The sequence below is a fragment of the Nocardia sp. NBC_00416 genome, assembly GCF_036032445.1.
GTDB lineage: Bacteria > Actinomycetota > Actinomycetes > Mycobacteriales > Mycobacteriaceae > Nocardia.
The window spans coordinates 799405-812130 of the sequence record NZ_CP107932.1 but is presented as its reverse complement, the minus strand read 5'-3'; the positions used below and the strand labels follow the sequence as shown (position 1 = coordinate 812130).

The window sequence follows — 12726 nt, the reverse complement described above, 5'->3', positions numbered from 1 at the left end:
GTCGGTGTCCGGCCGAATACCTGCAGCGTAGCGTGACCCACGTGGCGGCAGAAAAGGAATTCGGGCAGGTACTGAGCTCGTCGGAACTCGCCGCGGCGTGCCGGAGCGCGATTCCCGAACTCACGCAGCGGTTGATGGCGGCCATCTTCACCGACAACCCCGAATGGACCGACTACTCAGCGGTGACCCGCACGGATCTGATCGACGGCTGCCAGCGGTTCCTGACGCGAGCCCTGGACTTGTTGGGCGCCGGGACGGAGTGCGCCGACCAAGACGATGTCGCCGCGACCATCGGCAGGCAGCGCGCCGAGCAGGGGGTGCCGCTGGAGGCCATGCTGCGCACGTTCAGGCTGGGTGGACGCATCGTCTGGGAGGCGCTGCTCGACAGGGCCGGTGAGGTGCCGCCGGCCGAATTCAGGGAGACCGGCACGGCGATGTGGGCGGTCATCGACGGGATGTCGTCGGCACTGGTCACCTCGTACCGCGGCACCGAGATGGACCGGGTACGGCGTGACGAACGCCGTCGGCACAGCCTGATCGAGGACATGCTCGCGGGGCAGGGACGAGACTCGCTGTTCGCCTCCCGTGCCGCCCGCGAATTGCACCTGCCCGTCCACGGCGACTACCTGGTGGTAGTAGCCCGGGGGGATTCGCATCCTTTGCATACGGGGTCGGAAACGGCGCTGCATTCGCTCGGAGTCCGCTCGGCCTGGCACGAACGAGCGGACTCCACAGTCGGCCTGGTAGCGCTCGACGGTCGCGCCGCCGAGCCCGTGCTGCAACAGCTTCGGCCGAAGGTGCGTGGCCGGGCGGCCGTCTCCCCCGCGGTCGCCGGAATGGCCGCGATCGGCACCGCTCACGGTTTGGCGGTGCTCGCACTCGACACCCTCCCTGATGACGCTGCGGGGGTATTGATTTCGCTCGACGATCGCTATCCCGAAGCCCTGTTGCTGCGTTCACCCGATCTGACCGAGTTGCTGATCGCTCGCACCCTCGGCCCGGTGCTCGAATTGCCTGCCAAGGAACGGGAGATTCTGTTGCGCACCCTATCCGTCTGGCTGGCCGAGAGCTGCTCCGCCGCCAATGCCGCGCCACGGTTGCACTGCCATCGCAACACGGTGATCAACCGCCTGCAGCGCATCGCCACGCTGCTCGGCCGCCCGCTGGATGGTCAGCGCGCCTACCTGGAGTTCTCCCTCGCGTTGACCGCGCTCGATCTCGGTGCGACGGCCCACGACACAGGACCGACCCGCTAATCGAATTGGGCGGCGCGCCCAATCTGAACCGCATATTCCTGGACATCGAGGTAATTGTCTGTGCATCTGGTGCCCACAAGACTCGAATATACGACCCGCACCCCAACCGGGACCGGTCGACTGTTCGAGGATGAGGAGCACCACAAGTGCCGGATTTCGATCTGCTCGTGGTCGGTGGCGGCCCCGGCGGGTACGTGGCGGCCATCCGCGCCGCCCAACGGGGCCTACGCGTCGGCCTGGTAGAGAAGGAACGCCCGGGTGGTGTGTGCCTGAACTGGGGGTGCATCCCCACCAAGGCCATGCTGCGGTCCGCCGAGGTCCTCCAGACGATTCGTGCCGCAGCCGATTTCGGTGTGCACACCGATGGCGTCCGCGTCGACTTCGCCGCCGTGCGCGCGCGCAAAGACGCCATCGTCGAGGAACTCACCGATGGGGTGGCAGGACTGCTGAAGGCGAACGGGGTCACCGTCATCGAGGGCCACGCGCGGCTCACCGGACCGACCACCGTCGAGTTGTTCGAGGTCGGCGGGTCACCGGTTTTCCCCGGCGGGCCCCGCTATGCCGCCGACGCGGCCGCCGCCCCGACAGGCACGATCAACGCGACCGATGTGCTCATCGCGACCGGCTCGGTCCCGGCGCGGCTACCCGTTCCCGGCGCGGATCTACCCGGCGTCATCACCTCCGACGGCGCATTCGGGTTGACCGAGATCCCCGATCGGCTGGTCGTCATCGGCGGCAGCGCGGTGGGTGCGGAATGGGCGAGCCTGTTCGCGACCTTCGGCAGCGAAGTCACCGTGGTGGAGATGCAAGATCGCCTGGTTCCCTTGGAGGACAAGGAGATCGGCGTCGCACTGGGCCGGTCGTTCAGCAAACGCGGCATCACCGTGCTGACCGGGTCGACCGTTGCGGCCGTCACGCAGGCCGGGGAACGGCTACAGGTGCGCGTCACCGGACCGAAGAAGCGTGACCTCGATGCCGACGTGGTGTTGGTAGGCGTGGGCCGTCGCCCGAACACCAGCCAACTCGGACTGGACGTCGCGGGCATCGAGACGGACGCGCGCGGTTTCATCCGAGTCGACGACCGGCTGCGAACGAACGTCGAGCATGTCTGGGCGATCGGGGATGTCACCGGTCAGGCGCTGCTCGCGCATGTAGCCTCCCATCAGGGCCTGGTCGCGGCCGATGTGATCGCCGGGCACGATGCGCACATCGACTACACCGTGATCCCGGCTGCGACCTTCACCCATCCCGAGATCGCCGGCGTCGGCCTCACCGAAGACGCCGCGCGCGCCGCCGGCCACGACGTGATCACCGCCAAGTTCCCGTTCGCGGCCCTGGGCCGGGCCAAAACCCTCGGCGAAACCGAGGGCTTCGTGAAGATCGTCGCCGGAGCACGGCACCAGGAAGTTCTCGGAGTACACATCATCGGCCCGTCGGCCGGCGATCTCATTGCCGAGGGCGCACTGGCGATTTCGCTGGAAGCGACCCTCGACGAGCTCGCCGACACCATCCACGCCCACCCCACCCTCGGCGAGATCGGCATGGAGGCAGCCCTCACCGGGCTCGGCCTGCCGGTACACGTCGCACCCACCCGGAAGCGTTGAGGAGACCAGGTGACGACCAGCACCACGCCGCACGACACCGGGTCGCCGGCCACCGAACCCGGAGCGATCGACGCCATCGCGACCCGGATCGCCGCAGCGGACCGGGATACCCTGCGCGGCCTGTTCCGAGAAATATTGTTCGTGCGCCGCTTCGAAGAGCGCACCGCGCAGAGCTACCAGCAGGCCAAGATCGGCGGGTACTGCCACCTCAATCTGGGTGAGGAAGCCACCGTTGTGGGCCTGGGCGCGGCGATGCGCCCCACCGACTACCTGTTCACCAATTACCGGGAGCACGGCTATGCCCTGGCCAAGGGCATCGAGCCGGGCCGCGTCATGGCCGAACTCTACGGCCGTTCCACCGGCACCTCGAAGGGCTGGGGCGGTTCGATGCACATGTACGACACCGCGACCCGCTTGCTCGGCGGTTATGCCATCGTCGGCGGCCAGATCCCGCTGGCCGTCGGCGCCGCGCTCGCCATCGACTACCGTGGCGACGACGACGTCGTCGTGTGCCAGATGGGCGAGGGCACCACGAATATCGGCGCCTTCCACGAGTCACTGAATATCGCCGCGCTGTGGCACCTGCCGATCGTTTTCCTGGTGGTCAACAACCAGACGGGCATGGGCACCACGGTCGAGAACTCCTCCGCCGAGCCCGATCTGTGGAAGCGCGCCGCGGCTTACCGGATGCGTGGCGAACGGGTCGACGGTACCGATGTGCTGGCCGTCCGAGACGTGGCGAGCGAATTGATCGAAACGGCTCGGCGCGAAGGTCGGCCGGCGCTGCTGGAGACGGTCAGCCACCGGCTCAAGGGACACTCCGTGGTCGATCCCGCGAAGTACCGCACCGACGAGGATGTCTCGATCGCGCGCGACCACGACCCCGTCACACTGTGGCGGACCCGGTTGCTCGACGCCGGCGTGCTCACCGAGCAGTCGGTCTCCGATATCGAAGACGAGGTGACCGAACGGGTCGCCGCCGCCGTGGAATTCGCGGATTCCAGTCCACATCCGGAGCCGTCGAGCCTCTTCGACTACACCTATGCGACGCCGGTGGCCGGAGACTCCCGCCGGCTGCCGGCCGACCCACTCTTCGCTGGATAAGGACGTCCCTGTGGCCCTCATGACCTACCGTGAAGCGCTGCGCGAAACCCTCCGTGAGGAGATGCGGCGCGACGAAGACGTCTTCCTCATCGGCGAGGAGATCGGCGTCTTCGAAGGCTCTTACAAGATCACTGCCGGCCTGTTGGCCGAGTTCGGCGCGAAACGGGTTCGCGATACTCCGATCGCCGAGGAGGGGTTCGTCGGCGCGGCCATCGGGGCGGCGATGCTCGGCCTGCGCCCGGTGGTGGAGATCATGACGATCAACTTCTCACTGCTGGCGCTGGACCAGATCGTCAATCACGCCGCCAAGATCTATGGCATGTTCGGCGGGCAGACCAGCGTACCCATGGTCATCCGCACCCCGGGCGGGGGCGGCCAGCAGCTGGGCGCGACACACTCGCAGAACATCGAGCTGTACTACGCGTTCGTCCCGGGCCTGAAGGTCGTCGCGCCGAGCACGCCGGCCGACGCGCGGGCACTGCTCAAGGCCGCCATCGACGACGACGATCCCGTGCTCTTCCTGGAGAACCTCTCGCTGTACAACACCAAGGGCGAAGTACCGGAGAACCTTCCAGCAGCTGAGATCGGCAAGGCCGCCATCACACGTCCGGGCAGCGATATCACACTGATCGGCTACTCGAGGATGGCGACGGTCTGCACCCAGGTCGCCGAACGGCTGGCCGGCGAGGGAATTTCGGCCGAAGTGATCGACCTGCGCAGCCTCCGCCCACTGGACCGCGCCACCCTGATCACCTCTGTGCGCAAGACCGGCTGCGCCGTGATCGGCGAAGACGACTGGCTCACCTACGGTATCGGCGCCGAGGTGGCGGCCTCCCTCTCCGACGGCGCCTTCGACTACCTCGACGCGCCCGTACGCCGCGTGGCCATGGCCGAGGTTCCGCTGCCGTACGCCAAGCCACTGGAACGGCTCGCCCTGCCGTCCGCCGATTCGCTGTACACCGCCGCGCTGGAAACTCTCGCGGCCGTCGGCACCCGACGCTGAAACCGGAGGAACAACGTTGCCCGAAATCACCATGCCGCGGCTCTCGGACACCATGGAGGACGGCGTCATCTCCGCTTGGCTCAAGAAGGTCGGCGACCAGGTGACGCGCGGCGAGGTGCTCGCCGAGATCGAGACCGACAAAGCCCTCATGGAACTCGAAGCCTATGACGACGGCGTGCTCGAACAGATCATCGCCGAGGCAGGCGCACGCGTGCCCATCGGAGAGCCGATCGCCGTTGTCGGCGACGGAAGCTCACCGACGGCGACCACACCGACCCCACCTCGAGCCGCCGCCTCCGTCGCTTCCCCACCGCAGCCCGTGGCTCGGGACGCGCGGCCCGCCGAGTGGCGTACGAACTCCGATGTCGACGCATCCTCCAGCGAATCCGGGGCACGGACGAAGTCCTCGCCGCTGGCCCGCAAGGTCGCTCGTGAGCTCGGCGTCGACCTCACCGCTGTGGCCGGGACCGGACCCGCCGGACGCGTGACCCGCCGAGACGTCGAAGCCGCGCACCGGACCGGTCATTCCGCGGCCGCCGTCGTACCCGCCGCATCTGCCGAGCCGGGGGTTGCCGCCACGCCGGCGGCCGCGACTGCCGCCGACTACGAGGAGGTGCCGCTCACCACCATCCAGCGGATCTCGGCCCAGCGCCTCACCGAAAGCAAGCAGCAGGCGCCACATATCTACCTGACCAGCGCCATCGATGTGACCGGCCTGCTGGATTTCCGCGCGCGGATCAACACGACCCTCGCGGAAGCGGAAGCGGGAAAGATCAGCGTCAACGACCTGCTGGTCAAGGCTGTGGCCGTGACGCTACGGGCGAACCCGACCGTCAACGTCTCCTTCGCCGGGGACAAGCTCTTGCGCCACCACGGCGTGCACCTCGGTGTCGCGGTGTCGACTCCAGCGGGCCTCGTGGTTCCGGTGATCCGGGATGCCGATCGCAAGGGCGTCTCCGAGATCGCCGCGGAGTGCCGCGACAAGGCGGCACGCGCGCGCGACCGCAAGCTGCGACCCGAAGAAATGGAGGGCTCTACCTTCACCGTCTCCAACCTGGGCATGTTCGGCATCGAACACTTCACCGCCGTGATCAACCCGCCCGAGGCCGCGATCCTCGCCATCGGCGGGGCCACCGACGAACTGCACTTGGACGGCGGACAGGTTGTCAGCCGGAAAACCCTGCGCATCACCATGTCCGCAGATCATCGCGCTATCGACGGGGCCGTCGCGGCAACCTTCCTCGCGGACCTGAAGTCGTTGCTCGAGCACCCTTTACGGATCGTGATCTAGCCTGGGGCACTCCACGGTCTTGATCGTCATGGTCACGAGATGCAGTGACCTGACGATCCTGTTCCGCCGTTCACGGGATCGGGTGTCTCGCGCTGTTCGGGCGGCGCGACGACACCCGCCCACACGAAACAGGCGACCATGATCGCCAGGGGCACCATCAAGGTCACGGTCAGCGGGATCAGCGCGGTGAGCCAGCCGATCATTGCGGGTCCGGCGAGCAGGCCGAGATAGCCGATTCCGACCACCCTGGAGATATCGGTGGCCGCGGTCCCGGAGCCGAGATTTCCGGCCGCAGTGAAGATTTGCGGGATGCCGCCGGACAGGCCCAGCCCGCACAGTGCCCAAGCGAACAGCGTCGCCGGCACCCACGGCGAGACCAGGATCAGCAGGAAACCGACGACTGCGAGCAGCGCACCGTAGCGGACCACCGCCACCCGGCCCAACGCGCCGGCCACCCTGTCGGCCGTGAATCGTCCAGCGGTCATGGTCACCGAGAACGCGCCGAATGCCAGCGCGGCGGTCGACTCGTCGGTATCCAGATGCTCGCGCAACTGCAGAGCGCTCCAGTCGCCGGCCACGCCCTCCGCCAGCAGCAGCCCGAAAGCGAGTGCGGCCAGCGCGAACACCCGTCGCGGGGCGCGTGCGGCCGGCCGGGCGGTTTCGTGTTCCGGCGCCGAGTGCGGCAACAGGCGCGGAACGCAGGCGGCTGTGATCGACAAGCCCGCGATCGTCGCCAGAGTAAGTGTCAGCCGCGGGTCCATACCGATGCGCAGCGTCAGCACACCCACCAGCGAACCCATCATTGCGCCGCCGGAGAACAGTGCGTGAAATGCCGACATGATCGGTCGCCGAAACTCCCGCTCCACGTGCACAGCCTGAGCGTTCATCGAGAGATCGAGCGCGCCGTTGCCGAAACCGAAAGCGACCAGAGCCGACGCCAGCGAGACCGGCCCGACGGCGAGGCCCGGCCCGAGCACACATACCGACGCCGCCACCGCCGCCGCGGCAACCAGCGCTCGACTACCGAAACGATCCGCCAGCGGCCCGGCCACCCGCATCCCGATGATCCCACCACCGGACATCAACAGGATGAACATGCCGAGCATGGAATGCGAGACACCGGTCCGATCGGTGACGGCCGGAATATGCACCACCCACATCGCAAACAAGAATCCGTTGAGCCCGAAGATCGCGAATACCGCCGCGCGAGCGATCCGGACGCTCGGCTCGATCATGGTGGTGGCCACCGATTCGACGGTACCGACGCCCGGACCGCCGCGGGCGAGATCGCAGATGAGGACCATCGCCATGGTCGGCAGGAAGCCATCGCCGGCGAGGCGAGCCGCTCGCAGCGCAGTAGGCCCCGCACAGACCGGCCTCGCCCAGTGGACGGCGCTACTCGCCCCCGACCACAGTCGCTGATGAAGAGGGAACCGCGGCCGAGGTCAGTGGCGCGCCTCCGGGGGCGTGCCGGTGGACACTGGTTCGGCCGGGCGGCGATGAGCGTTCGGTCCCTCGGCCGGACTTCACGCCCACCTCGGAGTCGTCGATCTAACTACAGTCGCCGACCGGGAGATTCTCCGCTGCCCAGGTGGTGAGCGCTTCGAGTGCTCGACGCGGACTTCTTCCCCGACCGACGCTGGAAGTCGATCCTCGTAGTCAACATCGGACACCCCGGGACCGATCCGTGGTTCGATCGACTCCCCCGGCTCGGCCACGACAACGCAGTGGAATGGATCTGATCATGTTCATCGCCACCCTCATCGTCACGCTCGTACTGGCCGGGATCCTGCTCGCCTCCGCGGCCGCCAAACTCACCCGCAACGCCGGAGTCCTGGCCTCCATGGAGAAGGTCGGAGTACCCGCCGAAAAGATCCCCTGGCTCGCCTACCTCGAGATCGCCGGCGCGGTCGGTCTCATCGCCGGCCTGTTCTGGTGGCCGATCGGCGTCGCCGCCGCAATCGGTGTCGTCCTGTATTTCGCCGGTGCGGTCGGAGCGCATATACGGGTAAAGGACAAAGAGCTGGCGCCGGCCGCGGGACTCGCGCTGGTAGCCGCCGCCGCCTTGGTGCTGCGCATACTGCCTGCGTAGTGACGCCGGCCGGGCCGTGCTACCGACGGGGCCGGACGATGATCGCGGCGCGAGTCGCCGGCCTGCGCTGCGAGGAGGTCGCGCTGCTGGCCGGGATGAGACGTTCGGTACGCACTCTCTGTTGACGTCGGTCGGGTTGGCGCAACATGGCGGGTGGAACAATTGTTACTGTTCTCTCACAACAGATTTCGACTTTCAGGGATGTGTCGAAGCCAATATTGGCGACGGCGAGTGACGTGGTTGAGATGTGTTCGGTGCGTCAGGCTATGCGTGCGGTGCTCGGCGAGTTCTTGAATCACCTGAGCAGTGTCGTGTTCCGTGGCAGGCGCAAGCCGCTGCCGCACATGCGGCGGGTTGGAAACCCCCTTCGCCACAGCGAACTCACGACTTGGCGTGAGTTCGCTGTCACCCGATCGTGCAGCAGTCCCTGGTGATCAGGCTCCCTGCCGGGGGAAGTAATGACCGTTGTCCAAATCGGCGAGCAGGCCGGGCTGAATGGGTTCCCAGCCGAGGGTTCGGCGGGTGATGTGGTTGGACGCCGGGTAGCTCTGCGTGACTATGTTCGCGAGGAACCCGAAGTATCCCGGCACCATCAGTACGTCCGCGGGAATGCTTACGACAGGCAGGCCCAGACGGCTGCCGATGGCCTCGGCGATCTTGCGGAGTGGGATGGCCCCGTCCCCTACCGCGTGCCAGTATTTGCCGGCCGGCCCCTTCTCGAGCGCCAAACGGAACACGGGGGCGATATCGCGGACGTGCACGGCGTTCCACAGGTTCGCGCCGTCTCCGGGGTAGCCGACGAAACCCTTCTCCTTCGCGAGCGCGATCAGCTGCACGAGGAACCCGCCACGAGCGGTCGTGCTGTGCGCGATGTTGGCAAACCGCACGACCGAAGACCGCACTCCCTGCTCGGCGAGGTCGACTACGGCGGTTTCCACGACGTTGCGAACCCGCAGGGTGCCCTTGTACTCATCACCGCTCGCTAGGGCCGGGTCCTCCTCGGTGGCCGGCCGTCCCAGGTTCCCGGCTGAGCCGATGCTCCCCGCCGCGACCAGCGGCTTTCCGGTTCCCGCGAGTGCCTCGCCGTAGGCGAGGATGATCGGGCGTTCCGCGGCGGCCACGGCGTCGAGCCCACCGGAGGGAAGCAGGTCTTGCCTGTGCGCGACGTGAATGACGCCATCGGAATCCGCGGCCGCGTCTTTGAGCCCGTCGAGATCCTCGAGGTCGCCGCGACGCACCTTCGCGCCGAGCGCGGACAAGGCCGCCGCGGCCGTGTCCGACCGGGCCAGGCCGGTGACCTCGTGCCCAGCGGTGACGAGTTCGGGGATGATGTACGAACCGGAATGGCCGGTCCCGCCAGTGACGAAGACGCGCATGTTACTGCTCCTTGTAGGTGACGCGACGGAAGAAATGGCGGTGCGAGCCCACTCAGTCGGCGATGTCGACGCTGAGGGCCACGTCGAAGCTCCCCACGCCGTGGCGGGCCAGGCCCATCAGCAGCGGACCGACCCCTTCCAGCCAACGCGCCATCTCGAGCCCGCCGACATCGAGGGGACGCAGACCCAGGCTCTCGACGAACGCCGACACACTGGCCTTGGCCCGCGCGTCATCTCCGGCGAAGAACACGTCCAACGGACGGCCCTGGGCGATGACGTGACCGAAGACGGTGTTGAACGCCTTCACGACGTGCGCGCTCGCGGGGGCGGCATTGGCGATCTCTTGCGCACCGGACGTACCGTCCGGGGTGACAAGCCCGGTGGCGTCGGCGTCGAACGTATTGGTGATGTCGATGATGACCTTGCCGGCCAGTGCGTCCCCGTACCGGGCGACGACCGACACCGCGCTGGTGTACGGCACGGCGAGGACGACGATGTCGCCGGCAGGGACGGTGCCGAATGTCCCGGCCGTGGCACCGCCGCCGAGCGCGGCAGCCAGGCCCTCGGCCTTGGCGGAATCGCGGCCGAGGACCTCCACAGTGTTGCCGCCGGCGACCGCGCGAGTGGCGATGGCGTGGACCATGGTTCCCAGACCGATGAAACTGATGCTGCTCATGGATGTGTCCGTCCTTCTCTGGTCTGAATCGAACTGCTCGGACCGGGGGCTCAGCCGGTGAATTCGTCGATGCCGAGGGCGAAGTCCCGGTGGCCGACCCCGTTGCCTGCGAGGCCCACCGTCTGAGCCGACGGCATCGCTGGTGTTCGGTTCAGATGGCGGTGGTGCCGCCATCTGAGACAAGTTCCAGACCGTTGACATAGCTGGAGTCGTCGGAGGCGAGAAACAGGGCGACGGTGGCGATTTCTTCTGGGCGGCCCATTTTTCCGCGGGGAATAAGGGACTCGAATTCTGCCCTGGTGGCCTCGTCGAACAATTCTTCTTGTTTGGCGGTGGCGACCTGGCCGTGCGCCCCTTCCTCGACGAACAATTTGGCGCCGGCCAGTGCCATGCCGGTGGATCCGCCGGTGATTACCGCTACCTTGCCATCGAGCTTTCCCACGATAACTCCCTTGATTGATGGGTATCCGAATACAGTTCGGCTTCTTTGTTGTGCTCGTCAATTCCGTCGAATGACGCGATGGATGGGCCCATTACTGACGTGCTAATACTGGTTCTATTCCGAATTCGCTTGCGCCCCATGAACGATGCCACTGGGTCGAGTCGGCGTCCAAGACCCATTTCAGCCGTGGTGATACCTTGGAGGCATCACCGGACCAGGAGGCTCCATGGATCTGGATCTGCGCAAGTTGCGCTACTTCGCGACTGTGGCCGACCGGCTGCACTTCGGCCGCGCCGCCGATGAGCTGCATATCGCGCAGCCGGCGCTCAGCCGGCAGATCCGCTCACTGGAGCACGATCTCGGCGCCGCGCTGTTCACCAGAGATCGCCACGGCGTAGCGCTGACCGACGCGGGCCGACAACTGCTGGCCGACGCCGGTCCGCTGCTCGCCTCCGCGCACGCGGTCCGGCGCCGGGTGGCCGTCGCCGCCCGCGGCAGCCAGCGGCTGGTGGTCGGCTTTCGGGCCGGCATCCCGGTCATCCCAGCGGCGCGGGCGTTCGAGGCTCAGCATCCGGACGTGGTCGTGGACGTGCAGCGAATGGAATGGGACGACCAGGCCCCGATGCTGCTCGACGGCCGCGTCGACGTCGGCTATGTGCGGCTGCCCATCGACGAGACCGGCCTACGCTTGACTCCGCTCTATACCGAGCCGCTCATGGTGGTGCTGCCCGCCGGTCACCGGTTGGCAGGCAAGGAGGAGGTCTCCGAGGCTGACCTGGCAGGTGAGCCGCTGATCTGGCATGCCGACGCGAGCACGCAGCCCACCACGCGCCCGCTCCCTGACGCCGGGCTCCGGGTGCGCGGCGTGGAGGAGAAGCTCGAGCACGTCGCGGCCGGCCGTGGAATCTCGTTCGTGGGGCGTTCGGAGACCGTGTTCTACTCACGTCCGGACATCAGCTACGTGACCGTCCCGGATCTGGCGCCCGACCAGGTGTTTCTCGCGATGGCGGCGTCGCGCACCTCGCCGCTGGCCGACGACTTCTTCACCGCAGCTCAGGCGACGGCTGAGATCACGGCGGAATGCGGGAACTATGAAATGTGGCAGCTTCAAAGCGATGCGGTTTCAAATTCGGCGACGATGGGGCGATGAGCGACGTGGTCGACACACGCTCGGTGCACACCGAGCGCCGAGCCCAACTCAGTGCATTCCTGAAATCGCGTCACGCCAAGATCACCCGGGTGATGTGGGCCTACCACCGGGCTCGCGTCGGCGCACGCCCGGTCTGCGCCGCGAAGAAGTGGCGCACCCGTCGGGGGTGAGGTGCCGGTTACACACTCCTCAAATGCCCGCATACGGGGAGGAAGATGAGGGTGGCACCTCTCCCTACTCTCTACAGCGGCACCAAGATTCGGCGCGGGAGAGCGCGGATCGTGGTTGATCGGTAAGGCAGCGGCGGAACCGCCACCACCGGTCCGCAGACCCGGGACACGGGTTCCGGCGCGGACGGATGCCCCCAGATCGGTCTTCGACCATACTGCTACCGCCAATTCGGCATAAGCATCCTGAAATGCCGATGATCGGTCCCGTGTGCAGGTCGGTCCGATATTCCCCCACGATCGTTACGGTGTTGTCGTGAACCCGCTTTCGTGCATCGATCGGTTCAACGAGCGGCATCCGCGGAGTCACAACGACTTCTACGGCGGGTGGGTTGTCCGTCAGGTGAGGTCCAGCGAAGCCGGGGACGTGCTCGATATAGGCTGTGGCACAGAGACTCTGGTCGATCGGCTACGGGGCACGTGTCGATCGGGTGACTGGGATCGAGCCCGACTCTGCGACCGCGCACGTTGCGGCCGCGCGTTTCACCGGGGCCGATTCTGTCGT

12 protein-coding genes are annotated in these 12726 nt (G+C 67.0%); 8 read left to right on the top strand and 4 right to left on the bottom strand.

Annotation, left to right across the window (positions count from 1 at the left end):
* The first annotated feature begins 41 nt into the window (after positions 1 to 41).
* From OG804_RS03730 to OG804_RS03710, 5 genes are all read left to right on the top strand, one after another.
* Entirely contained in the window at positions 42 to 1256 is a 1215-nt protein-coding gene (locus OG804_RS03730) for a PucR family transcriptional regulator (protein ID WP_328393869.1), read from the top strand.
* A 146-nt stretch (positions 1257 to 1402) separates the two neighbouring features.
* On the top strand, positions 1403 to 2860 hold the full coding sequence (gene lpdA / locus OG804_RS03725) for a dihydrolipoyl dehydrogenase (protein WP_328393867.1): 1458 nt from the start codon (positions 1403 to 1405) through the stop codon (positions 2858 to 2860).
* Positions 2861 to 2869: 9 nt separating this feature from the next.
* The gene (gene pdhA / locus OG804_RS03720) at positions 2870 to 3964 is read left to right on the top strand and encodes a pyruvate dehydrogenase (acetyl-transferring) E1 component subunit alpha (RefSeq protein WP_328393865.1); all 1095 of its coding nucleotides are present in this window, start codon (positions 2870 to 2872) and stop codon (positions 3962 to 3964) included.
* Between the two features lie 19 nt (positions 3965 to 3983).
* Positions 3984 to 4967 (top strand): alpha-ketoacid dehydrogenase subunit beta, encoded by a 984-nt coding sequence (locus OG804_RS03715; RefSeq protein WP_328393863.1) that lies wholly within the window; start codon positions 3984 to 3986, stop codon positions 4965 to 4967.
* Positions 4968 to 4983: 16 nt separating this feature from the next.
* The gene (locus OG804_RS03710; RefSeq protein WP_328393861.1) at positions 4984 to 6258 is read left to right on the top strand and encodes a dihydrolipoamide acetyltransferase family protein; all 1275 of its coding nucleotides are present in this window, start codon (positions 4984 to 4986) and stop codon (positions 6256 to 6258) included.
* 32 nt (positions 6259 to 6290) lie between these two features.
* Here the strand turns inward: OG804_RS03710 and OG804_RS03705 are convergent, their stop codons facing one another.
* Positions 6291 to 7493, bottom strand: coding sequence for an MFS transporter (locus OG804_RS03705; protein ID WP_328398219.1), 1203 nt, complete (start codon positions 7491 to 7493; stop codon positions 6291 to 6293).
* Positions 7494 to 8002: 509 nt separating this feature from the next.
* On the opposite strand from OG804_RS03705, the gene OG804_RS03695 reads away from it, so the two are divergent.
* Entirely contained in the window at positions 8003 to 8350 is a 348-nt protein-coding gene (locus OG804_RS03695; RefSeq protein WP_328393859.1) for a DoxX family protein, read from the top strand.
* Between the two features lie 434 nt (positions 8351 to 8784).
* Here OG804_RS03695 and OG804_RS03690 read toward each other — a convergent pair whose 3' ends face one another.
* The 3 genes from OG804_RS03690 to OG804_RS03680 all read right to left on the bottom strand — a co-directional run bounded on the left by OG804_RS03690 (position 8785) and on the right by OG804_RS03680 (position 10844).
* The gene (locus OG804_RS03690) at positions 8785 to 9726 is read right to left on the bottom strand and encodes an SDR family oxidoreductase (RefSeq protein ID WP_328393857.1); all 942 of its coding nucleotides are present in this window, start codon (positions 9724 to 9726) and stop codon (positions 8785 to 8787) included.
* Between the two features lie 52 nt (positions 9727 to 9778).
* Entirely contained in the window at positions 9779 to 10402 is a 624-nt protein-coding gene (locus tag OG804_RS03685; RefSeq protein WP_328393855.1) for an NADPH-dependent F420 reductase, read from the bottom strand.
* Between the two features lie 151 nt (positions 10403 to 10553).
* The gene (locus tag OG804_RS03680) at positions 10554 to 10844 is read right to left on the bottom strand and encodes an SDR family oxidoreductase (RefSeq protein WP_328393853.1); all 291 of its coding nucleotides are present in this window, start codon (positions 10842 to 10844) and stop codon (positions 10554 to 10556) included.
* A 226-nt stretch (positions 10845 to 11070) separates the two neighbouring features.
* On the opposite strand from OG804_RS03680, the gene OG804_RS03675 reads away from it, so the two are divergent.
* Both OG804_RS03675 and OG804_RS03670 read left to right on the top strand, forming a co-directional pair.
* Positions 11071 to 11994 carry a LysR family transcriptional regulator gene (locus OG804_RS03675; protein WP_328393851.1) on the top strand — a complete coding sequence of 308 codons (924 nt, stop codon included), beginning with the start codon at positions 11071 to 11073 and terminating at the stop codon, positions 11992 to 11994.
* A complete protein-coding gene (locus OG804_RS03670) occupies positions 11991 to 12164 on the top strand; it encodes a hypothetical protein (RefSeq protein ID WP_328393849.1) in 174 nt (57 codons plus the stop codon). The genes OG804_RS03675 and OG804_RS03670 overlap by 4 nt, the downstream gene beginning before the upstream one ends.
* The last annotated feature ends 562 nt before the right edge of the window (positions 12165 to 12726 follow it).

Coding starts and splice junctions, on each gene's coding strand:
- OG804_RS03715 (WP_328393863.1), top strand. CDS start 3,984: ATGACCTACCGTGAAGCGCTGCGCGAAACCCTCCGTGAGGAGATGCGG.
- OG804_RS03705 (WP_328398219.1), bottom strand. CDS start 7,493: ATGATCGAGCCGAGCGTCCGGATCGCTCGCGCGGCGGTATTCGCGATC.
- OG804_RS03695 (WP_328393859.1), top strand. CDS start 8,003: ATGTTCATCGCCACCCTCATCGTCACGCTCGTACTGGCCGGGATCCTG.
- OG804_RS03690 (WP_328393857.1), bottom strand. CDS start 9,726: ATGCGCGTCTTCGTCACTGGCGGGACCGGCCATTCCGGTTCGTACATC.
- OG804_RS03685 (WP_328393855.1), bottom strand. CDS start 10,402: ATGAGCAGCATCAGTTTCATCGGTCTGGGAACCATGGTCCACGCCATC.
- OG804_RS03675 (WP_328393851.1), top strand. CDS start 11,071: ATGGATCTGGATCTGCGCAAGTTGCGCTACTTCGCGACTGTGGCCGAC.
- OG804_RS03670 (WP_328393849.1), top strand. CDS start 11,991: ATGAGCGACGTGGTCGACACACGCTCGGTGCACACCGAGCGCCGAGCC.